The organism is Pseudogracilibacillus sp. SO10305 (assembly GCF_037072005.1).
In the GTDB taxonomy this organism is placed as follows: domain Bacteria; phylum Bacillota; class Bacilli; order Bacillales; family Amphibacillaceae; genus Pseudogracilibacillus; species Pseudogracilibacillus intestinigallinarum.
Window position 1 is genome coordinate 113,468 of sequence record NZ_JAXHDE010000003.1, and the last position, 24,605, is coordinate 138,072.

The 24,605-nt window shown below is 36.8% G+C and carries 19 protein-coding genes; 2 read left to right on the forward strand and 17 right to left on the reverse strand.

From position 1 onward, the window contains the following. Nucleotides 1-11: 11 nt before the first annotated feature. From SPD45_RS04540 to SPD45_RS04585, 10 genes are all read right to left on the reverse strand, one after another. The gene (locus SPD45_RS04540; RefSeq protein ID WP_336266520.1) at nt 12-1,616 is read right to left on the reverse strand and encodes a CTP synthase; all 1,605 of its coding nucleotides are present in this window, start codon (nt 1,614-1,616) and stop codon (nt 12-14) included. Nucleotides 1,617-1,835: 219 nt separating this feature from the next. Continuing rightward, entirely contained in the window at nt 1,836-2,258 is a 423-nt protein-coding gene (gene rpoE, locus SPD45_RS04545) for a DNA-directed RNA polymerase subunit delta (RefSeq protein ID WP_336266521.1), read from the reverse strand. Nucleotides 2,259-2,565: 307 nt separating this feature from the next. Beyond that, nucleotides 2,566-5,796 carry a fused isobutyryl-CoA mutase/GTPase IcmF gene (gene icmF / locus SPD45_RS04550; RefSeq protein ID WP_336266522.1) on the reverse strand — a complete coding sequence of 1,077 codons (3,231 nt, stop codon included), beginning with the start codon at nt 5,794-5,796 and terminating at the stop codon, nt 2,566-2,568. A gap of 2 nt (nt 5,797-5,798) precedes the next feature. Then, nucleotides 5,799-6,428 (reverse strand): TetR/AcrR family transcriptional regulator, encoded by a 630-nt coding sequence (locus SPD45_RS04555; protein WP_442961987.1) that lies wholly within the window; start codon nt 6,426-6,428, stop codon nt 5,799-5,801. Between the two features lie 28 nt (nt 6,429-6,456). After that, nucleotides 6,457-7,596, reverse strand: a complete 1,140-nt coding sequence (locus SPD45_RS04560) for an acyl-CoA dehydrogenase (protein WP_336266524.1) — start codon at nt 7,594-7,596, stop codon at nt 6,457-6,459. A gap of 163 nt (nt 7,597-7,759) precedes the next feature. Continuing rightward, nucleotides 7,760-8,890: an acyl-CoA dehydrogenase gene (locus SPD45_RS04565; protein WP_336266525.1), complete on the reverse strand. Its 1,131-nt coding sequence runs from the start codon at nt 8,888-8,890 to the stop codon at nt 7,760-7,762. Between the two features lie 34 nt (nt 8,891-8,924). Continuing rightward, nucleotides 8,925-9,779: a 3-hydroxybutyryl-CoA dehydrogenase gene (locus tag SPD45_RS04570; RefSeq protein ID WP_336266526.1), complete on the reverse strand. Its 855-nt coding sequence runs from the start codon at nt 9,777-9,779 to the stop codon at nt 8,925-8,927. A gap of 157 nt (nt 9,780-9,936) precedes the next feature. Continuing rightward, the gene (locus SPD45_RS04575; protein WP_336266527.1) at nt 9,937-12,048 is read right to left on the reverse strand and encodes a (Fe-S)-binding protein; all 2,112 of its coding nucleotides are present in this window, start codon (nt 12,046-12,048) and stop codon (nt 9,937-9,939) included. 197 nt (nt 12,049-12,245) lie between these two features. Continuing rightward, entirely contained in the window at nt 12,246-13,919 is a 1,674-nt protein-coding gene (gene argS, locus SPD45_RS04580) for an arginine--tRNA ligase (RefSeq protein WP_336266528.1), read from the reverse strand. Beyond that, a complete protein-coding gene (locus SPD45_RS04585; RefSeq protein ID WP_336266529.1) occupies nt 13,916-14,350 on the reverse strand; it encodes a DUF1934 domain-containing protein in 435 nt (144 codons plus the stop codon). The genes argS and SPD45_RS04585 overlap by 4 nt, the downstream gene beginning before the upstream one ends. A gap of 256 nt (nt 14,351-14,606) precedes the next feature. On the opposite strand from SPD45_RS04585, the gene SPD45_RS04590 reads away from it, so the two are divergent. Further along, complete coding sequence (locus tag SPD45_RS04590) at nt 14,607-16,589, forward strand: transglycosylase domain-containing protein (RefSeq protein ID WP_336266530.1); 1,983 nt, start codon at nt 14,607-14,609, stop codon at nt 16,587-16,589. Between the two features lie 141 nt (nt 16,590-16,730). On the opposite strand, the gene SPD45_RS04595 is transcribed toward SPD45_RS04590, so the two are convergent. Together SPD45_RS04595 and SPD45_RS04600 are read right to left on the reverse strand one after the other, a co-directional pair. Continuing rightward, on the reverse strand, nt 16,731-17,240 hold the full coding sequence (locus tag SPD45_RS04595) for a YwhD family protein (RefSeq protein ID WP_336266531.1): 510 nt from the start codon (nt 17,238-17,240) through the stop codon (nt 16,731-16,733). Nucleotides 17,241-17,277: 37 nt separating this feature from the next. Continuing rightward, entirely contained in the window at nt 17,278-18,588 is a 1,311-nt protein-coding gene (locus tag SPD45_RS04600) for an HD domain-containing protein (RefSeq protein WP_336266532.1), read from the reverse strand. A 91-nt stretch (nt 18,589-18,679) separates the two neighbouring features. Here SPD45_RS04600 and SPD45_RS04605 point away from each other — a divergent pair, with 91 nt between their 5' ends. Further along, entirely contained in the window at nt 18,680-19,534 is an 855-nt protein-coding gene (locus tag SPD45_RS04605) for a lipoate--protein ligase family protein (RefSeq protein ID WP_336266533.1), read from the forward strand. 474 nt (nt 19,535-20,008) lie between these two features. Here the strand turns inward: SPD45_RS04605 and pta are convergent, their stop codons facing one another. From pta to dctP, 5 genes are all read right to left on the reverse strand, one after another. Beyond that, nucleotides 20,009-20,983 (reverse strand): phosphate acetyltransferase, encoded by a 975-nt coding sequence (gene pta, locus SPD45_RS04610; protein ID WP_336266534.1) that lies wholly within the window; start codon nt 20,981-20,983, stop codon nt 20,009-20,011. A gap of 404 nt (nt 20,984-21,387) precedes the next feature. Beyond that, complete coding sequence (locus tag SPD45_RS04615) at nt 21,388-21,756, reverse strand: DUF423 domain-containing protein (RefSeq protein ID WP_336266535.1); 369 nt, start codon at nt 21,754-21,756, stop codon at nt 21,388-21,390. 38 nt (nt 21,757-21,794) lie between these two features. Beyond that, entirely contained in the window at nt 21,795-22,082 is a 288-nt protein-coding gene (locus tag SPD45_RS04620; RefSeq protein WP_336266536.1) for a DUF5327 family protein, read from the reverse strand. 106 nt (nt 22,083-22,188) lie between these two features. Further along, nucleotides 22,189-23,355 carry a M24 family metallopeptidase gene (locus tag SPD45_RS04625; RefSeq protein WP_336266537.1) on the reverse strand — a complete coding sequence of 389 codons (1,167 nt, stop codon included), beginning with the start codon at nt 23,353-23,355 and terminating at the stop codon, nt 22,189-22,191. Between the two features lie 149 nt (nt 23,356-23,504). Then, complete coding sequence (gene dctP, locus SPD45_RS04630) at nt 23,505-24,590, reverse strand: TRAP transporter substrate-binding protein DctP (protein WP_336266538.1); 1,086 nt, start codon at nt 24,588-24,590, stop codon at nt 23,505-23,507. Nucleotides 24,591-24,605: the final 15 nt, after the last annotated feature.

The following is a 24,605-nucleotide window of genomic DNA, read 5'->3' on the forward strand; positions in this document are numbered from 1 at the left end:
TCTTAAAAATATTAGTTAAACTTTTTATTTACAACTGCATCAACAAATCCTTCAATTAACGGATGTGCATTTGTCGGTCTAGATTTAAATTCTGGATGATATTGACATGCAACAAACCAAGGATGATCTTTTAACTCCATTACTTTTACAGATTTTCCATCTGTACCATATCCAGAGACAATGAAACCTGCTTCTTCTAATGGTGCAATAAATGCGTCATTAATTTCATAACGATGGCGATGACGTTCGCTTATTTCTTCTTGCCCATATGCTTTTTTCGCCTTCGTATCATCTTTTAAAACGACATCATGTGCCCCTAATCGTAATGAATTTCCAATTCCCTCACTTAAATCTTGTCCATCGATTAATTTTACGACCGGATTTGCTGTTTGCTCATCCACTTCTGTCGTATGAGCATCTTCTAATTTTAATACATTTCGCGCAAATTCTACTGCTGCTAATTGTAACCCTAAGCAAATTCCTAAATAAGGAACACCTTGTTCACGTGCGTATTGAACAGCGATAATCTTTCCGTCGATTCCTCTCGTACCGAATCCACCCGGAACAACAATCCCATCCACTGCACTTAATTGTTCTTTCATCACTTCTTCTGATGTATTTTCAGAATCAATCCAATGAACCTCTACATCTGTACCATACGTAAATCCTGCATGTTTTAATGCCTCTACAGCTGAGATGTATGCGTCTGGTAACTCGACATATTTTCCAACTAAGCCAATATGAATTGTTTTAGATAAATTACGCACTTTATTTACGAGTTGAATCCACTCTGTCATATCTGCTTCGCCTTCACCTAATTCTAAATGTTCACAAACTAGATCATCGAAATTTTGCTGTTGTAATGCAATTGGTACATGATATAGTGTGTCAGCGTCTAACATTTCAATAACTGCTTTTTTATCTGTGTCACAAAATAACGCAATCTTCTCTTTCATTTCTTCGCTAATTTCTTGTTCTGAACGAAGGACGATTGCATCTGGTTGAATCCCTAAAGAACGTAATTCCTTCACACTATGTTGTGTTGGCTTTGTTTTCAATTCACCAGCAGCTCGAATATACGGCACGAGCGTACAATGAACATACATAACATTTTTGCGTCCTACTTCATTTTTAATTTGACGAATCGCTTCTAAAAACGGTAATGATTCAATGTCTCCAACAGTTCCACCAATCTCTGTAATAACAACATCCGAATTTGTCATATCTCCAGCTTTATACACTTGGTCTTTAATGACATTCGTAATATGTGGAATAACTTGAACCGTCGCACCTTTATAATCTCCTCTACGTTCTTTTTCAATTACGCTTGAGTACACTTTTCCTGTCGTAATATTGCTGTATCGATTTAAATTAATATCGATAAAACGTTCATAATGCCCTAAGTCTAAATCTGTTTCAGCGCCATCTTCTGTGACGAAAACTTCTCCATGTTGATATGGGCTCATCGTACCTGGATCAACGTTTAAGTATGGATCAAACTTTTGTAATGTTACAGTTAATCCTCTGTTCTTTAATAGTCTCCCTAAAGATGCAGCCGTAATCCCTTTTCCTAATGACGACACTACTCCACCAGTTACAAAAATATATTTTGTCAATGTTGTACCCTCTTTCTCCATAATTATTATTTCAATTTTCTATTCAATAAATTCTATAAAGTATCCTTGTAAAAAAAGAAATGCGTTTCCCGATCTGCTAGGGGAAACGCATCTAAGTTTAATTTCATTGTAAAGCCCAATAAAAATATTACTCATAATCTGGATAAATGTCAAGGTATTAAGAGTGACAAAATAGGGCAATTTTCGACGTTTTAGCGACTATTCGTTTTCTTTATCTTCATCATATTCTAATTGGTCGATGTCATCGTAAATGTCATCCTCCACCTCTTCTTCTACTTCACCATCTAACTCTTCATCATAAAAATCTTCATCTGCTTCTTCTAAATCACGTTTTCTTGATTCAGCTAGTGACTTTTCTGTCGTCTGTTCCACAGGGTACCATCTTTTTAAACCCCACACATTCGACCCTAACGTCATAAAGCGCCCATCAACATTTAAATCTGTGTAAAAACGTGCGAGCAAATCTTGGCGCTGAGCGTCCGTAAAGTTTTTTAATTTTGCTACTTCGTTAAATAAATCTGCAAACTTCATTTCCTTTTTTTCATCTGCTAATACGATGTTCGCCAGTTCAATCATCGACATTTTTAATAATTGTTCTTCTGAATATTTTTCTAATGCCACGACCAATGCACTTCCTTTATTTTTTAATTATTTATATCTATTTTCAATAAAATATTATCCTAATAATTTTGTAGTATAACCATTCATAATGAGATAATCAAGCGACATGAAACGTCTTTTTAAAATTTATAAAATTCGGTTAAAAATCTGTGAATAAATATGTTATTAGGAAATAGTATGTAACAAAAGTAAAAAGAAGAACAAGGAAATGAAAATAGTATATGCCATTGTTTACATTCACAAAAAAAACGGTGCTGATGACAGACAATAATATACTGCCGCCCCACACCGTTTTTCGTTTGAACCTTTACATGTTTCTTCTATATTTTCCGCCTACTTCATATAATGCATTGGTAATTTGGCCTAAACTAGCTACTTGAACCGTATCCATTAACGCTGCAAAAATATTACCATCCGCTTTGGCTACTTGTTGTAAATGATATAATGCTTCTTCAGCCTCTGTTTTATTTTTAGCCTTAAATTTTTCTACATGTTCGATTTGGCTAACCTTTTCTTCTTTAGAAGCACGGGCTAATTCCATCGAGTCTATCTCTTCTTCGGAAGGTGGAGACGGATTTACATACGTATTAACTCCAATAATTGGCAACGCTCCAGAATGTTTTTTCGTTTCATAATATAATGACTCTTCTTGAATTTTTCCACGTTGATATTGTCTCTCCATCGCACCAAGTACCCCATTACGATCATTAATTCGTTCAAACTCTTGCAAAACTGCCTCTTCTACCAATTCCGTTAATTCTTCGACAATAAATGAACCTTGTAATGAATTTTCATTTTTCGTTAAACCAAATTCACGATTAATAATTAATTGAATGGCTAATGCACGACGCACAGATTCCTCTGTCGGTGTTGTAATTGCTTCATCATAAGCATTTGTATGAAGCGAATTCGTGTTATCTTGTATTGCGATTAACGCTTGTAATGTCGTACGAATATCATTAAAATCGATTTCTTGTGCATGCAAAGATCGTCCAGATGTTTGGATATGGTATTTTAATTTTTGACTTCGTTCATTTGCACCATATTTATCGCGCATCGTAATAGCCCAAATTCTTCGAGCAACACGACCGATAACCGTATATTCAGGATCTAAGCCATTAGAGAAGAAGAAAGATAAGTTCGGAGCAAAATCATCGATATGCATCCCCCGACTTAAATAATACTCGACATACGTAAAGCCATTTGCCAATGTAAAAGCTAATTGTGTAATTGGATTCGCTCCAGCCTCTGCAATATGATAGCCTGAAATAGATACGGAGTAATAATTTCGTACATTGTTTTCAATAAAGTATGCTTGAATATCTCCCATCATCTTCAGAGCAAACTCTGTAGAAAAAATACATGTATTTTGTCCTTGGTCCTCTTTTAAAATATCTGCTTGAACTGTACCACGAACGACACTTAATGTTTTTCGTTTAATTTCCTCATATTCCTCTGTCGTTGGAGGACGGTTATTGTGTTCTTCAAATTTTTCTACTTGTTGAACAATTGCAGTATTAAAATACATCGCTAAAATAATTGGTGCAGGTCCATTAATCGTCATAGAAACAGATGTCGTTGGGTCTGTTAAATCAAAGCCTTTATACAATTCCTTCATATTGTCTAATGTACAAATGCTTACACCACTTTCACCAACTTTCCCATAAATATCTGGCTCATATGCTGGATCTTCTCCGTATAATGTGACAGAGTCAAATGCAGTGGATAATCTTTTTGCATCATTTCCTTCCGACAAGTAATGAAAACGACGATTCGTCCTAGCCGGTGTCCCTTCCCCAGCGAATTGCCGTGTCGGGTCTTCCCCTTCCCGTTTTAACGGAAACACACCCGCTGTATACGGAAAAGAACCCGGAACATTTTCTTTCATTAACCAACGGATTCGATCTCCCCAATCTGTATAAGGAGGAAATTTCACTTTCGGTATTTTCAATCCAGATAAACTCGTTGTCGTTAAAGGAAGTTCGACGATTTTATCACGTATTTTGAAAGTATATATATCTTTTTCATATCTTTCTTGTAAATGTTCCCAACGCTCCAACATTTCTTCTGTATCACGTTCCAATTCTCGCATCAACTTTTCTTTATACGGTTCAAGCAATACTCTCACTTCATCTTCATGAACCATTTCCTTCGTACCTTCTAATCGATACAATTGACGTGCAATATCACTTTGTTTTTCTACATGTTCATGATATTTACGTACTGTTTCACTAAGTTCACGCAAATAATGGATGCGGTCATTCGGAATAATCGTACGCCGTTCTACTGTCACATCATCTTGAAATGGAATTTCTTCTTCCCATCCATAATGGTCATTCAAATGTTTGATTAAAGCAGCAAACAATCGATTGACACCTGGATCATGGAATTGACTTGCAATCGTACCATAGATTGGAAACGTTGCTGGATCTTCATGAAAAAGTAAGCGACTACGTTCATATTGTTTACGAACTTGAATTAGAGCATCTTCCGAGCCTTTTTGTTCAAACTTATTTATTGCGATAAAATCGGCATAATCAATCATATCGATTTTTTCTAATTGGGTCGGTGCTCCAAATTCCGCAGTCATCACATACATTGAGAAATCCGTTACTTCTGTAATTTCCGCATCTCCTTGCCCGATTCCACTCGTCTCAATAATAATGAAATCATAATTAGATGCCCGTAAAATTTGCATCACATCTATCGTTGCATTCGATATTTCCGTTCGAGAATCTCGTGTCGCTAAGGAACGCATAAACACACGATTAGAAAAAATAGCATTCATTCGAATTCGGTCTCCTAATAGAGCACCACCCGTTTTTCGTTTTGTCGGATCGATCGATACAATTGCCACCTTTTTATCGGGACATTCTTGTAAAAAGCGTAAAATAAGTTCATCTGTTAAAGAACTCTTTCCTGCCCCTCCTGTACCTGTAATTCCTAGAACAGGAGTCTGTTTATTGACATGCTGTTTCACTTGATCCAATAATGTTTCTTTTTCTTCTTTTAAAATATCGCCTCTTTCTACATACGTAATAAGGCGTGACATCGCTAATTGGCGGCCATTTCGAAGGTCTTTTAATGCTTCCTCTATATCGATTGGCAAAGGATAATCACTTAATTCCATCATTTTATTGATCATCCCTTGTAACCCCATCTTCCTACCGTCTTCTGGCGTAAAAATCCAATCTACCCCATAATCATGAAGTTCTTTCACTTCTCGTGGAATAATCGTCCCACCACCACCGCCAAATACTTTAATATGGCTAGCACCATATTCACGTAATAGATCAACGACATATTTAAAATATTCAATATGACCACCTTGATACGAAGAAAGGGCAATGGCATTGGCATCTTCTTGGATAGCGGCACTAACAACTTCTTTTACACTCCGATTATGCCCTAAATGAATGACTTCTGCCCCTGTATCTTGCAACATACGACGCATAATATTAACAGAAACATCATGCCCATCAAACAAACTGGAAGCTGTTACAAATCGAACTGGATATTGAGGTTCATATTTGTCCATCATTAACCCTCCTTATATATTGTTGTCAGCCCTACCGTCTTTTGAAATAATTCCAATTGCATCTGAATGTATTCATCGATTGTATATTGCTTTTGCAATGTCCATCGTCTAAATGCCCACATTTGCCCTTGCACAAAAATATTGTTCGCAATAAGAGTCGCTTCCTTCTCATTCACTTTATCGTCGTAGCACGCATATATGGCTCGTGTTAACAATTCGACCATGTCACGTTCTTTTTGTAAAACGACCTCTTTTTTCGATGTATGCAATGATTTTACTTCTTGATACAAAATAATTACTTCATCCTGCATTTCATCAACTAATCGATAGTAAGAAGCAATCGTATCCATAATGTTAGACGAAGAAACATCGCTTAAATCTACTTTTTCACGTAAATGTTGATATACTCTTTCATTAATGGATTGATAGACGAGAAAGAGAACATCTTCTTTCGTACGAATATATTCATATAATGTTCCAATACTAAAACCACATTTCTGTGCGATTTCCCTCGTTGTCGTCCGATGAAATCCCTTCTCCTTAAAAAGTTGAATAGCACTTTTTATAATTTGATGACGTCTTTTTGTAATTAATGATTCATCTTTGACTGAAGATACGACATTATCCTCCACGTCCATCCCTCCTTCAAACCAAAAACTATTATTTTGTTACGCTTCTTCCAATAACGAGACGTTGTATTTCATTTGTCCCTTCATAAATCTGTGTAATTTTTGCATCTCGCATATATCTTTCTACAGGATAATCTTTTGTATAACCATACCCACCAAAAATTTGTACTGCTTCTACGGTATGACGCATTGCAGCATCTCCTGCAAATAACTTCGCCATTGCCGATGCTTCACTATATGGCAGTCCTTCACTTTCTAACCATGCAGCTTGATACGTTAATAACCGTGCAGCTTCAATATCTGTTGCCATATCTGCTAATTTAAAGGAGATACCTTGATTATGTGCGATAGGCTTGCCGAATTGCTCTCTTTCTCTTGCATATGCAACAGATGCATCTAGTGCTCCTTGCGCAATTCCTACTGCTTGGGCCGCGATCCCACTTCGGCCACCATCTAACGTTGTCATCGCAATTTTAAAGCCATCTCCTTCGGCACCGAGTAAGTTGTCTTTCGGAATACGGCAATTTTCAAAAATTAATTCTGTCGTAGGTGATGAACGAATTCCTAACTTTTTCTCCTTTTTCCCAAAGGTGAATCCTTCTGTACCTTTTTCAACGATAAATGCCGAAATACCACGATGTTTTGCATCTACATCTGTCTTTGCAAATACGACATAAATATCGGCGACACCACCATTTGTAATCCATACTTTACTACCGTTTAAAACGTATCCATCCCCATCTTCTTTCGCCGTCATCGTCATAGAAGCAACATCACTTCCAGCACCTGGTTCTGATAATGCATATGCTCCAATCGCAGATCCTTCCGCTAATCTTCGTAAAAATGTTTGTTTTTGCTCCTCATTTCCATATGTAAATATTGGCCAACTTGCTAAAGAAACATGTGCAGACAAGGTTACTCCCACGGAGGCACATACTCTTGATAATTCTTCTACTGCGATAACATAACTAATATAGTCTGACCCGATTCCACCATATTCTTCTGGCCACGGTATACCTGCTAAACCTAGTTCTGCCATTTTATCAAAAATTTCTCTATCGAATCTCTCTTCTTCATCTCGTTCTGCTGCTGTCGGTTCTACCTCTTTTAACGCAAAATCTCTCACCATTTTTTGTAACATTTTTTGTTCATCGTTTAATTGAAAAAACATTTGTATTCCTCCTTGATTGTTTATAAATATATGTGGTCTACCACGATCAAATCTAGTAATGTTTCTTATATGCCAACTTACTTACGCAAGCACATCTTTACCTATCTACTTATTTCGTAACAATCTCTTTATGAACTATACAGGTACAACACTTTTTCTATCATTACAGACGTTTTGCGATAACCATTTTTTGAATTTCATTTGTACCTTCGTAAATTTCCGTTACTTTAGCATCGCGGAAATATCGTTCGACTGGATAATCTTTTGTATAACCATACCCACCAAGTATTTGTACCGCTTCAATTGTTACTTGACGTGCTGTTTGAGCTGCCATTAATTTTGCCATCGATACTTCTTTCGCACACTCTATCTCTGCTTCTATTAGAGATGCGGCACGATATACGAGTAATCTAGTCGCCTCTACTGCCGTATGCATATCCGCTAACTTAAATGAAATGCCTTGATGATGTGCAATTGGCGTGCCAAATTGAGTGCGCTCTTTTGCATAAGTTCTTGCATGTGATAAAGCTCCTTCCGCAATACCTAACGCTTGTGCTGCAATCCCAATCCGCCCAATATTTAAATTGGCCATCGCAATTTTAAAGCCATCTCCTTCATTTCCTAATCGATTCGCTTCGTTCACCCTGCACTGATCAAAGGTTAATGTGACTGTACTCGTACCATGTAAGCCCATTTTCTTTTCCGACTTACCGATAATGAGTCCTTCTGTATCTCTTTCGACGATGAAAGCTGTAAGCGATTTCGAAGACTTTTCTGCACCTGTTCGTGTAAACACAATAAATGTATCCGCTTCCAATCCGTTCGTTATAAAAACCTTGGAACCATTTAGCACATATGCATCGCCTTCTTTTCTAGCACTCGTCTTTACATTCATTGCATCTGATCCGGCACTAGGCTCTGTAAGTGCAAAAGCACCAAGGTATTGTCCAGTTGCTAATTTAGGCACATACTTCTCCTTCTGCTCTTCAGTACCGAAATAAATAATTGGATTCGTTCCAACAGATGTATGAACTGATAAAATAACTCCGACCGCAGCACTAATTTTTGAAATTTCGTGAATAGCAATAATGTAACTCATAAAATCCATATTGCTCCCACCATATTTCCCATCAATTGGAATACCCAGTAGTCCGAGCTCACCCATCTTTTTTATTACATCGTACGGAAACTCGCCATTTTCCATGGATGTAATATACGGTGTAATCTCTTTTTCCGCAAATTCCCTTACCATCTTTTGCATCATTTGTTGTTCACTCGTCAACTGGATATTCATTGTAACACCCTCGCTTTCATTTCATATAAGTTATTTAAGATTCATACGTATAAAATCCTTTTCCACTCTTCTTTCCATGCCAACCAGCTTGCACGTATTGGCGTAATAATGGACATGGACGATATTTACTATCTCCAAATCCTTCATACAGCACTTCCATAATGTATAAACATGTATCTAGACCAATAAAATCTGCTAATGTCAATGGCCCCATCGGGTGATTCATCCCTAATTTCATTACCGTATCGACATCTTCTATCGTTGCTACACCTTCATACACAGTATAAATTGCTTCATTGATCATTGGCATTAAAATTCGATTTGAAATAAATCCTGGGAAGTCTTTCGACGTAACAGCTGTTTTATACAAGGTTTTTGTTACAGATACAATCGTTTCATATGTTATATCGTCTGTTTGTAAACCACGTATTACTTCTACCAATTCCATTACTGGAACAGGATTCATAAAATGCATCCCTATTACCTTTTCAGGTCGTTTCGTCACAGAAGCTATTTCTGTAATCGATAAAGAAGATGTGTTCGTTGCTAAAATCGTGTATGGAGACGTAATTTCGTCTAGTTGTTTAAAAATTTCCTTTTTGACGTCCATATTTTCCACCACTGCTTCTACGACTAAGTCTGCTGCTTTTGCATCTTCTATTTGGGAAGTGAATTGCAATCTATTTACTATCGCATTCCTTTCTTCCTCTGTTATACGCTCTTTCTCCACAGACCTATATAAAAGTCGTTCGATAGAGTTTCTTGCACGCTCTAATATCGCTCCATCTTTATCATGCAAATATACGTCATAATCCGCTTGAGCAAATACTTGCGCAATACCTGAACCCATTTGTCCTGCTCCTATTACAAATACTGTTTGTTTTCCCATCCCTATCACTCCACTCATTTTCTGAACGTTCCTCTATCTCTATTATAGTAAACGTTTTCATTTTTGTCGAACGACCGCTCAATCAAATTTGATTCGTTAAAAGAAGGATATATGTCTCCCATGAAATGGTTGAATCAATATATCCTTCTCGTTTATTCTATGCTGTTTGTTCCTCTTTTACATCTGCAAATACAGACAATGCTAAAATTTCTGCCACGTCCATTGTACTAATATCTTGGTCGACATCTTTCGCTTTCGTTCCATCACTTAACATCGTTAAGCAGAATGGACATGCACTAGATATGATCGATGGCTCTACTTCTAATGCTTGTTCAGTACGAGCAACGTTCACACGGTTCCCTGTCGTCTCTTCTGTCCACATGAGACCTCCACCTGCTCCACAACACATTCCATTTTCACGTGTCCGAACCATTTCGACTAATTCTAGCCCTGGGATGGACGTTAAAATTTCACGTGGTGGATCATATACGCCATTGTATCGACCTAAGTAACAAGAATCATGATATGTTAAGCGTTGTTCAATACGGCCTTTCGGTTGTAATTTTCCTTCCCTTACTAAATCAAATAATAGTTGAGTATGGTGATATACTTCTGCTTCAAATCCTAAGTCAGGGTATTCATTTTTGAAAATATTGTACGCGTGAGGGTCAATCGTCACAATTTTCGTTACACCATTTTTCGTAAACTCTTTAATATTCTTCTCAGCAATTTCTTGGAATAAAAATTCGTTTCCAATTCGTCTCGCCGTATCTCCTGAATTCGCCTCTTTATTTCCTAAAATAGCAAAGCTTATTCCTGCTTCATTCATTAATTTAGCAAAATCAAGTGCGATTTTTTGGCTTCGGCTATCATATGCTCCCATCGAGCTAACCCAGAATAAATATTCAAATTCTTTGTCTTCCTTTTTCAACTCTTTAATCGTTGGAATCGATACATCTTCATCCAATTCACGCCATTTAATACGGTCTTTCTTCGATAATCCCCAAGGGTTTCCTTGGCGTTCAATATTCATAACGGCACGTTGTGCTTCAGGGTCAATTTTTCCTTCTGTCATCACTAAGTAACGACGCATATCCATAATCGTTCCAACATGTTCGTTCATAACAGGACAAGCATCTTCACAATTTCGGCATGTCGTACATGCGAAAATCTCTTCTTCTGTAATAACGTCCCCAATCATGCTAACAGCACTCATTTCCTCAATGGCTGCATCTCGTTCCATTCTTGCAAATTTGTTCGGACCTTGATCGCCAAATGCAAATGAAGGTACCCAAGGCGACTTCCCTGTTACGGCCGCCCCTTTATCATTTAAATGGTCTCGTAATTTAATCATTATATCCATTGGGGACAGCATTTTTCCTGTCGTTGCTGCTGGACATACACTTGTACAACGTCCACACTCTACACAAGAATAAAAGTCTAACATTTGATATTGTTCAAAATCTTCTACTTTTCCTACTCCAAATGAAAACTCTTCTTCATCTGTTTCTTCATCAAAATCAAATGAAATAGTATTTAACTTTCCAGGCACACGCTTGCTTAAGAAAACGTTTATTGGTGCGGCAATTAAGTGTGCGTGTTTTGATTGTGGAATATATACTAAAAACGCTAAAATCGTGACAGTATGAATCCACCAAGCAATAAAGAATAATACCATTGCTGCATTCGGTGTTAAGAAGCCAAATACAAACGCGATTGCACTCGCAACTGGTTCAGCCCATGTCGCTGACTGTCCTTCCCAAATCTGTAGCATTCCGTTTCCGAATAATACTGAAATCATTAACGTTCCGATAAAAATTAAGACAAGTCCTGCATACCAACCTCTTTTTAAACGGACAAGTTTTTCAATATAACGGCGATAAAATGCCCATACAACTGCAAATAAGATAGCTAATGTTACGAACTCTTGGAAAAACGTAAACGCTGGATATAATGGTCCAAAAGGTAAATGTTTTCCTGGTGCGAGTCCTTTAATAAACATATCAATTGCACCGAATTGGACGAGAATAAATCCGTAAAACATTAAAACGTGAATCGTTCCGGATTTCTTATCCTTTAATAATTTCGACTGTCCAAATACTATCGTCCATACATCTTGAAGTCGTTCTTTTACTTTTCCATCAAATTCCGACTTCTTTCCAAGTTTCATATAAGCTAATCGCGTTGACACGGCTTTTAAAAATAAAAATAGCCCATATAAAACGACTACGATAAACGCGATTAAATTAATCGTTAAAAATGTACTCATCGCTCTCCTCCTACCTTCCATATAATGACAACGTTTTCAATATTATTCGAAAAAATTACGTACTGTCTAAAATACAGTAGCCTTGTTTATGTATACTATCATAAAACATGAATGACTATTCAGTCAATGATTTTCTATGTTTTTTGTAAAAAAGTAGCCGTATCCCAAGTTTTATGTTGAAATACGGCGAATTTTGCTTACATCTTTTCTGGTGCGTGAATACCTAAAATAGTTAATGCATTTACTAATACGATACGAACAGCTTGCATTAATGCAATTCTTGCGTTCGTTAGTGCTTTGTCCTCTTCGTTAATAACCTTTTCCGCATTGTAGAAACTGTGTAAATAAGCAGCTAAGTCGTACACATATTGTGTTACACGATATGGAGCTTCACGCAACGCTGCATCTGCAACCGCTTGTGGAAATGCTGCTAAATGTTTCAATAAATCTGTTTCTTTCACAGAAGTTAGTAAAGACATATTTGCATTCAAAGCATCCATATCAAAACCTTTTTCTTCCGCTGTTTTTAACATGGTACAAATTCTTGCATGTGCATATTGTACGTAAAAGACTGGGTTTTCATTTGACTGTGATTTCGCTAAATCAATATCAAAATCTAATTGCGAATCATTTGAACGCATCGTAAAGAAATAGCGAACCGCATCTACACCGACATCTTCCATTAATTCGCGTAATGCAACAGCTTTCCCTGTACGCTTACTCATCCGAACAATTTCTCCGGCTTCTAGTACGTTCACCATTTGGATAATACTTACACTCAATTTTTCCTTTTCATATCCTAATGCTTGAATTGCCGCACTCATTCTAGGTACATATCCGTGATGGTCTGCCCCCCACACATTAATAATTTTATCGTATCCACGTTCTAACTTATCTTTATGATATGCAATATCTGGTGTTAAGTACGTATAAGATCCATCTTGCTTAATAAGAACACGGTCTTTGTCATCGCCAAATACTGTAGATTTAAACCATGTCGCTCCATTCTCTTCATAAACATACCCATTATCAGTTAATGTTTGTAATGCTTGCTGGATTTTCCCTTCTTCATATAAAGACATTTCCGAAAACCAGCGATCGAAATGAACGCCAAATTCATCTAAATCCGCCTTAATTTTATTTAATTCATAAGTAAGTCCATAATCACGGAAAAACTTCATTCTTTCCTCTTCCGCCGTCTCTTTCCACTTCGTTCCATCTTCTTTAGCAAGTTTCTCTGCTATTTCGATAATATCTTGCCCATGATAGCCATCTTTTGGCATCGGTTTTTCTTCCCCTAAAGCTTGGAAATAACGTGCTTCAATCGAACTTGCTAACATATCGATTTGGTTTCCTGCATCATTAATATAATATTCACGATCCACATCAAAACCTGCAGCAGCAAATACATTACATAATACATCGCCAAAAGCCGCTCCACGAGCATGACCTAAATGTAAGTCACCTGTCGGATTTACAGAAACGAATTCAACTTGCACGCGTTTATTCTCCCCGACATTTGAACGACCATATGCATCTTTTTGTTCCAAAATTGTCGGAACAATGTCACCTAAGAAATCTTCTGCCATGAAAAAGTTAATGAATCCCGGTCCTGCAATCTCCATATTTCGAACATTTGCTTTTTCTTTGTCGAATTTCGCTAAGATGTCTTCTGCAATTTGACGTGGCGCTTTTCTAGCTACACGTGCTAATTGCATCGCAATATTCGTCGCAAAATCTCCATGTGCTTCCTCTTTTGGTTTTTCCAATACGATAGCCGGGATTTCCTCTTCTTGTGCTAATCCCGCTTCTAAAACGGCTTGCTTAATGGTTGCTTTTAACGTCGCCTCTATTTCTGATAAAACAGTCATTCTTTTTCTCCTCCATATATAAGCGTTAAATGGTGTCGTCTTTTTTGATCACCATTAATAATCATGTCATACTGTATGATTACTTTCCCTTTACGTCCTTGTTCCATTCGATCGTATTGCATTTTTTTCGTATGTATTTCTAAATGCAATGTGCCATATGGATGACGATAAATGCTTTCTGTCCGTTCCCCGAGTATAAACTTCTGGTTCATCGTTAATTGCCCAGAACGTTTCAATGTCACCTTTCCATCTTGCAGCGTTATAAAATTACGAACTTCTCCAAGCTCCGTATCCTCAGAAAATGTGATTACCTCACGATTCTTTGCACCGACATATTGACCAACTTGCTTGATGATGTTCATTTCTTTATCGCCGTTTTCTTCGATGACAGTACGTAATTGTATAGGTATCTCTAATTTATTTAGCTCCATAATAACTCCTTACATCTTGATGACGTTTATCTATACTTTTTAATTGCTTATATGCGTCCCAAATAAGTTTCGTCTCTATTATGCAAATTCAAATTACAGAACATCATCAAAAATATGCTACATCTATTATAACGATTATTATTTTGATTTACCATTCGAACACAATGAATTTATTCTATCATAAAAAAATTGTTTAAATCATGAACATCCAACCAATAATAATGATATTACATCTAATGATTATGAGGGTTGCAACATGAGTTGGGTTAAAAAATTATGCCTCGGAATGGCGATTATATTCTTCTTTTTTTGTCTTGCGTTCGGCAGTATCTTATTTTTTGCCTATAAACAAGGACCACCACCAATAATGGCAGAGACTGAAACAATTTTATATGATCGTTATGACCAATCAATTTTTCAAAACAAAACAGAAACAACTCCATTAAAACTGGAAGATATTTCATCCGATTTCACAGATGCCCTTCTTGTAACAGAGGACAAAGACTTTTATAAACATGTTGGCTTCGATTTTAAACGTATGCTAAAAGCCGTCATGAACAATATTCAAGCGGGGGCCTTAAAAGAAGGAGCGAGCACGATTACACAACAACTCGCTAAAAACTTATATTTATCAAACGAAAAAACGTTTGAACGTAAATTGAAAGAAGCCTTTTACACGATTCGTCTTGAAATGTTCTACGATAAAGAAACGATTTTAGCAACCTATATGCAATCAATTTATTTTGGACATGGTATTTACGGAATTGAAGATGCAAGCCATTACTTTTTTGAAAAGGAATCGAAAGACTTAACATTAGCAGAAAGTGCCATGCTTGCCGGTATTCCAAAAGGGCCGACATATTATTCCCCACTAAATGACGAAACACGTGCTACAGAAAGACAGCATTTTATTTTAAATAAATTACGGGAGGAAAAGGTCATCCAAGAAGCCGACTATGTGAAGGCGAAACAAGCGACACTTACTTTTGAACGAGCAGAAAACGACGTCTCTTCTGCTCGTACGTATTTTACAGATTATACCTTAAAAGAAGCGGCCGAAATTTTACATATGTCAGAACAGCAACTTTTACAACAAGGGCTGCATATTTATACGACATTTGACCCCGCCATTCAGAACGATGCTGAACAAGCTGTACATACATATATGACCGATAGTGAGCTGCAAATTGGAACGATTACAATGGACGTACAAACCGGAGCAATTCGCAGTATGATTGGTGGGAAGGATTATGCTGAAAGTTCTTTCAATCGCGCCATCCATGCGAATCGAATGGTCGGATCGACATTTAAACCGTTTCTATATTATGCAGCATTGGAACATCATTTTACACCATCTTCCATATTAGTTAGTAAACCGACAGCTTTTACTACTTCCGAAGATACATTATATGAGCCTGGTAATTTCAATGACTATTATGCAAATGGACCAATTACTTTAATGACGGCGCTAGCGTTGTCAGATAATATTTATGCGGTAAAAACGAATGTACTATTGTCAGCAAATACGGTAATTGAAACAACTAAAAAATTTGGAATTACTGCACCATTACCAAATGTTCCTTCATTAGCACTTGGAACCGCTTCTATTTCCTTGCTCGAGATGACAAATGGATATCGTACGATTGCTAATAGCGGAAAGTTTGCTCAAAGTTATACGATCGAAAAAATTACTCGACCAGATGGAAAAGTATTATATGAACATGCTAGTGAAGAAGAACAAGTGTTAGATGAAAGAAAAAATTATATTTTAATCGATTTAATGAAAGGCATGTTTGATGAGCGGTTAAATGATTATATGACCGTCACCGGTGCTTCTATTTCACCAATGTTAACGAGGGAATATGCAGGAAAATCAGGTACAACGGATGCCGATAGTTGGATGATTGGCTTTTCACCTACACTCGTTACCGGCGTTTGGACGGGATACGATCAAAATACAACGATACAAGTAAACGAGGAAAAATTAATCGCCAAAAAAGTATGGGCAGAAACGATGGAACGAGCCCATGAAACAGTAGAAGAAGTATCCTTCCAAAAGCCTGATGGACTCGTTGAAAAAGTAATCGACCCAAAAACAGGTCTACTCGCAACAGATCAATGTGAAATGAGACGAACAGCATACTTTGAAAAAGGAACTGAACCGACCACTTATTGTTCGAATGAACAAACGAATGTAAATATCCCGTTCTGGCAACTCTTTTTGCGTTTTTCGTCATAATTAAAGAAACCGACCCTGGATGGAGGTCGGTTTCTTTATTGTCCTAGCAATACATGAGTAGCCCATGTACATTCTATATTACAAACTATATACGTAAAGTACAAGAGTTAACTATTAAGTTAAACTTTTGTCACAAACTGTTCAAGATTCGAGTGCTGCTTTTAATTCGGCTGATGAAATTTCCCACATATTTTCATCAAATTTTTTTAAGAAATCACATAATAAATTACGAGATTTCTCATCCATATGATCGACAATCACTTTATGTTTTAATGACTTCTCCATATGAATCACATGTTCAGGTAATGATTTATAAGCACGTTTATTCGGCTTATCTACTCGTATCTCACTTGCCGCCACACCTGCATAATATGGTCCGTTTTCTCCACGTTCTACTGTCACCCAAACAATCCAATATAATAATCCATCAGGTACTTCCGAACGGTCATTAAAATATTTTACGCGACGTTCTATTTCACTTCGAGCATGCATCGCATCCATATCCACATATGCTTTATCTTCATTCGGGTCCACAATAATGGAGGACATATTTTCTAATGAAATAGAGCCTATACCATATCCACCATGACCATCTGTAGAGTCATCTTTTATAATTGTAAATTGTTGTGTCGTTTTTTTCTTTTTATCCATTAAAGACAAGCTCCCCTTTCCATATCACCATTTATCGTCATTGTAACATATTATGTGAAGAACGAACGTGTAATAGCTTTAAAATCTCTTCTCGTAACGATGTATCTTCTATCGCAGCAATTTTTTCACTTGGATAATATAATTTATGGTCTTCCCTCGTTTTCCCTGTAATTGCTTCTACAATAACAGAATGTGTCGATAATTCTTTCTCTTCTCCAGACGATGTTTGTAAATAAATCGGTACACGGTCTTTTCCTTTGCGATATACATCATAAGGTAAATCTTTAGAAGAATCGATCGTTAAGTAGTAGGTCGAATCAATATTTGCACGTTCAAAAAGTTCCTCTAATTTGTCTAATTTACTTTTTTCACTCTCTGGGTCATATTCAATATATTTAAATAAACGACGGTTCATGAAACGATCACATAAATCAGATAGAATCGGGTCTGTTTCATATTGCCAGCGTTGGAAATAGTAGTTTACGACAGATTCGTCTAACTGTAAATAACTATCGATATCAACATTTCCTTTAAATAGCGGCAATAATAATGTCGGCTCAATTTGAAATGCATAACCATCTTTATATAAATATTTTACTCGTTTAAAAATTTTCGTTAAAATTACTTCCGCACTTCTCGTTACAGGATGAAAATATACTTGCCAATACATTTGGTAGCGTGACATTATATAGTCTTCTACTGCATGCATTCCCGTTACTTTCACGACGACTTGATCCTCTGTCGGACGCATGACTCGTAAAATTCTTTCCATATCGAAATGACCATAACTCACACCAGTATAATAGGCATCTCTTAATAAATAATCCATCCGGTCTGCATCAATCTGACTCGAGATCATACTAACGACTAGTTTATCATCATACGTTTTTTGAATGACACTTGCTACTTTTTCGGGAAATGTTTTATCTACTCTTTTTAGCACTTCATTCACTTCCGTATCTCCTAAAATTATATTTCGTGTAAATTTTTCATGGTCTAAGCCAAATACTTTTTCAAAAGAGTGAGAAAACGGACCATGTCCCAAATCATGTAATAATGCCGCACAAAGTGCCGTTAACCTTTCTTCTGGATGCCAACCTTCATCTTGTTGAAAATTTTTAATCATTCGACGGACAATTTCATACACGCCGAGCGAATGGTTAAAACGACTATGCTCCGCACCATGGAACGTAACATATGTCGTTCCTAACTGCTTAATTCTACGTAATCGTTGAAACTCTTTTGTCGCGATTAAATCCCATATAACTAGATCACGTACATGAACATATCGATGTACAGGGTCTTTAAATACTTTTACTTCGTCTAATTGTTTATCTTTGTATTCCATGTTTATCACCCGTTTCTTTCCATCCCATTTCATTCTATTATATAATACTTTTAGGTTCGTTAAAACTTAGTTTGAAAGAAGGATCATTTTTATGAATAAATTAGCTTTATTATTAAGCCATGAAACAGTGAGACTGATCGACCACTCCAAAGAAACGACTATTTTTAATAGAGATAATACACCACTTTCAGATTTTGCAGTGGATGATGCGATTGCAACGGCGGTCGGACAACATACTGTACATCCAACTGTCCGATTTTGGGTCCACTCAAACGTTGTCGTCCTCGGCATTATCGATGGGAAATTACCACATTTAGAAGATGGATTACAATATTTAAGAGAAAATCATTTTCATGCTGTTATTCGAAATTCTGGTGGGCTTGCAGTATTATTAAATCGCGGTGTACTAAATATGTCGATCATTATACCAGGCAATCAAGAAGTATCGATTAATGATGGATATGAGATGATGCTTGAACTCGTGCAACTCCTTTTTTCTTCATATACGGATGAGATTGAAGCTTACGAGATTGTCGGATCTTATTGCCCGGGTGATTATGACTTAAGTATCCGTGGTAAAAAGTTCGCTGGCATTTCACAAAGACGAGTACGAAATGGGATAGCCGTCCAAATATATATTGATATTGAGGGCTCTAGTTATGAACGTGCATCGATTGTAAGGGATTTTTATCGATGTAGTAAAAAAGATACAGAAACGAAAATGGATTACCCAGAAGTGAACCCTCATGTTATGAGTTCCATCAATGAACTGCTCGACCAACAGTTTACAGTGCAAGAAGTAATAGATGATATTCGCTCTATTTTAGAGGAAAAAGGCGTTCAAGTGGAAGAGGGTAAATTAATCGAAGAGGAAGAAACGATTTTCCAAAAACGATACGAACAAATGTTAAAACGGAATGAAACCATTCGTTCGTACAATCCATAGTAATTGTTGTGTAACATAAAAATGAGTAAACTAGGCTCTTTGTCAAATAGCGTTGGTAACCCTCTTAAAGTCATGTAATATTTAATTGTGTTGAGCCAATAAATAGCCATCAAGAATAGCATGAATATGTCACTTCGGAAATGTACTCCGCTTTCCGCGTGCGGCTGCTAAGCCAAGCTCAGGCTTTGCCTTCCCTTGTCTTATCTAGGCCTTTTTTCACGCAGGAGTCTACGTACATTTCCTACGTTTCATATGGATGTTTACATGCTGGTTTCCTCCTTTGTTGCTTAAGCTCTAAGGGCGGAGGATTTTCTACTTTGTATGATTGATCTCCATTTAAAGTGTAAAATAGTTCTACTTTTATGCATAAAAAAAGGTGCCAGTGCATTTTTCGACCAACACCATACATATATTGTAGAGCCAGTATAAAGAAGTAGAGTGACATGTATTCGTCTCTCCACTTCTTTTCTATCATTATTCAGCTTGTGCTGCTGTTATTAATGCTAGTTTATATACGTCTTCCTCACTACATCCTCTTGATAAATCATTTACTGGTTTATTTAACCCTTGTAAAATAGGTCCTACCGCTTCAAAACCACCTAAACGCTCAGTTAATTTATATCCAATATTTCCGGCTTCTAAGCTCGGAAATACAAATACCGTTGCATCTCCTTGGATGTCGGAGTCTGGAGCTTTCTTCTGTGCTACTGTTGGGACGAATGCTGCATCAAATTGGAATTCTCCATCGACAACGAGGTTGGCATCTTTTTCTTTTGCGATACTTACCGCTTCAATAACACGATCTGTCTCTTCAGATTTTGCGGACCCTTTAGTAGAGAAACTTAACATCGCTACCTTTGGTTCAATATCAAACAATTTTGCCGTACGTGCACTTTCTACAGCAATTTCTGCTAAATCAGCGCTATTCGGGGCAATATTGATTGCACAGTCAGCAAATACATATTTTTCAGTTTCTCGTACCATGATGAATACACCGGATGTTTTACTAATACCTTCTTTTGTTTTAATGATTTGTAATGCTGGACGTACCGTATCACCTGTTGAATGAGCAGCTCCACTTACTAGCCCGTCCGCTTTATTCATATACACAAGCATCGTACCAAAGTAGTTGGCATCTTTCAAAATTTCCTTCGCGTCTTCTTGCGTCGCTTTTCCACTTCTTCTCTCTACAAATGCTTCCACCATCTCATCGAATGCGTCATAATTGTCTGGGTCTAAAATAGTCGTGCCTGCTACATCTGCTTTTAACTTTTCTGCAGTCGCTTTAATCTCTGTTTCGTTTCCGATCAGAATAGGCTGAACTAGTCCATCTTGTGCTAATCTTGATGCCGCAACTAATATTCTTTCATCAGTCGCTTCTGGAAATACTACCTTTTTTTGTTCACCATGACGTAAATTCCCTTTTAACACTTCAAACAAATCACTCATTGCATGCATTCTCCTCTTCTTTCATTTTCGATAGTCCGATAACTTTATTATATACAATTTACAAAATTTGTGAAGTTATTTTTATACCTTTTGCAAGATTTCATCACATGTTTTTCTTTTATACGCATATAATGACATAAAAAGAGAGGGGGACAGAAGTTGTATCATCCACTAATTAAAATGGACATCTTCCAATCACTCTCTCTTTGTTGTGCAATCATATTTATTTTGATTAGCTTTTTTAAAACAATGTTGTTAACGACCATACTTGCTGCTTTTTTTATTATTTGCAACCTCGTTCTGGATGCATTTTTATTATATAAAACGTCTCGGTCTTATGAAAGTGTCCTACAATTATGCAGAACCGTAACAATTTTATGCATTTTTATTCTATTGTTTCTACATTAAAATAATTTCGAAACAGCTAGTCCGAAACAGATCCAGCCGATTAAAAATACAACTCCACCGATTGGTGTAATCATCGCTAAAGATTTAATGCCTGTCGGTGCATATACATATAAACTTCCTGAGAACAATAGTGTACCAATAACAAATAACCATCCTGCCGCTACTAGTGAACCGGTCTGTTCTTTTAACAATAATATACTAACGACTAATAATGCTCCCGTATGGAACATTTGGTACTTTACTGCTTTCTCCCAAGCATCTAACGCTTTTTCAGAAATTTTCCCTTCTAATCCATGTGCGCCAAACGCCCCTAATGCAACTGCTAAAAACCCATAAATCGCACTAATGATAAAAAATACTTTCATTCTCTCATCCTACCCTTTCATTTTTATTTATTTGCATATTAAAAGTCAAAAATCGATGTACCATCATCCTCTTGATGATTTGTTGTTTCATGCTCTACCGTTGATGGTTGTACTTGTGCTGGTGTAACGGTTGTTTTCGTTTCTATCTGATTTGGAACACTCATCGATTGTGTAGACATTTTTGTCATAGATGTTTCTTCAATCATTAATTCTGCTAATACATGTACTTTTTGTATTTGCTGCATCATTACGTCTTCATTCGACGTTTGTTTCGCCAATTGTATTGCTTGGTCCATCTTATGAAGCAATGTCTTTTTTGAAATCATTTATTACCCTCCACTTCTTAGTATATCATGGACATTTATCCCTGTTGCATAAAAAAATGAACAACTTAGTAACAGTATACACTTTACTAAATTGTTCATCGAATGATTACTTTATAAATAATTTTCTGTCTACGTTTGCTAATACTTCCACCCCTGTTTCGGTTACACGAAATGTTTCGCTTATTTCCATGCCGATATGATCGAGCCATAACCCTGGAATCATATGAAATACCATATTTGGTTGTAACACTGTTTTATCTCCCGGTCGTAAACTAGCAGTATGCTCGCCCCAATCTGGCGGGTAGTTTAAACCTGTCGCATATCCAATCCGAGATTCTTTCTCATAACCACGTTTTTGAATGGATGTTCGCCACGCAAATTCTACTTCTTCACATGTTACACCTGGCTTAATCATAGATAAAGCCGCCTCAATTCCTTCTACCGCTACGTCTGCCAACTCTTTTAATTGATCTGTCGGCTCACCAATGACCATCGTTCTTGCAAGTGGAGAATGGTACCGTTGATGACAACCGGCTAGTTCTAAAATGACCGGATCCCCTTCTTTGTACACTTCATCCGTCCAAGTTAAATGGCAGGCAGATGTTTTTTCACCTGTCGGTAACAATGGAACAATCGCGGTATAATCTCCCCCATATGCTTTTGTTCCAGTAATTTGTTTATGATAAATTTCTGCTACGACATCACATTGTCTAACACCAGCATTTATTTGTTCTATTGCATGTTCCATCGTTATCGTTACGATGTTTGCAGCTCGCTTTATTAATTGAATCTCTTCATCCGATTTTACAATGCGAATCCAGTTCACTAAACTCGTCCCATCGACAAAACGAGCATTGGGCAAATTTTTCGTTAATTGAATATAGTTTTTCGCCGTAAAATAATATGCATCAAATTCAGCAGCAATCGTCTTTGTATCCTGATTCATCTTTTCTAACAAATTAGCAACAAAGTCCATCGGATGGCGTTTCGTTGATTGCACATAATGATCAGGATATGAAAGGATGTTTTCATCTTTTAACCATGTCGTAAATTGTGCAGCGGTTGCATCAATGCCGCGACCAACCCATATTGGTTCGTCATGATCCATTGTAACGATAATTAATTGATGCACATAAAACGACCATGCATCAAATCCCGTTAAATAATTCATGTTTGCTGGGTCTGTCAACAACAATACATCAATCCCACGAGACTGCATACTTTCCTTCGTTTTTTGTACTCTTTTTTTATACTCAGCCTTTGAAAACAACATATTATTTCACCCTCATTCAGTCATATTTTGCGTAAAGAAAACCGAACAATACGATAATTGTATTTCTTCATTACCATCATTGTTCGGTATCTTTATTTACTTTATTTTATTTGTGTTTCATAACATGAATAGAAAGTAAACTTGAAAAATTAATCGCCTAATTCAGCTTCTGCCTCTTCAATTTCCTTTTCTAATGTTTCAATAATCTCCTTCGCTGCATCACTTTCTTTTTTGTATAGTTCACGAGCTTCTAAAGATAACTCTTTAAACACTTCGCGCTCTTCTGCAGTCAGTTCCACAATTTCTACATCTTCTTCTTTTGCTTTCTCCATAGCTTTTTTCTGCTCTTCATCTTGCATCTCGAACGACCACTCATTTACTTCATCTACGACTTCACGAATTAATTCTTGATGTTCTTCTGATAATCCTTCGAAGAAATCTTGGTTTGCCGCTGTTACTGTCGTATAAATATGGTGTTTAGAGTCCATTAAATAATCTTGTACTTCTAGGAAGTTACTATTCACGATATAAAATAATGGATTTTCTTGTGCATCGATCCCTTTCGTTTGTAGCATCGTATAAATTTCACCTGAGTCTGTCGGTGTCGGATTTGCACCCATTAATTCATACGACTTAATAATTAAGCTCGTCGGCATCGTTCTAATTTTTAAACCTTTCATATCGTCTTCTGTCGTTACTTCTTTGTTTGCTGTCCAATACATAAATCCTTCTAACCAGAATTTAAAAGGCGTTAAACCTTTTTCCTCGTATTTATCAGCAAGTGGGCCATATAATGCTTCACTTTCGTTTAAAACCTTTTTATTTACTTCTAAATTATCTGAGAATAAAAACGGAATTGCCATAATTTGTGATTCAGTAATAACGTCTCCAGAGAATCCCGGTGATGTAATTGCAATTTCAATTGCCCCTGTTTGTAATGACTGCAATACGTCCATGTTCGACCCTAATTGACCTGCAGTATATACATCTACCGTTATGTCTCCACCAGATTTTTCTTCAATAATCTCTTTAAATTTATTCGCATATAAATCTTGTACGTCTCCTTGACCTTCTTCATGAGCGAAACGCAAGTTGATTGTATCACCATCACCGCCACCAGCGTTTCCACCATCATTATTACCACCTGTATTATTATTACCTCCACCACAAGCTACTAAAAACATCGTCAACATTAACATCCCTACAAATACCATTAGACTTTTTTTGTTTAACAAACCATTGCCTCCTTT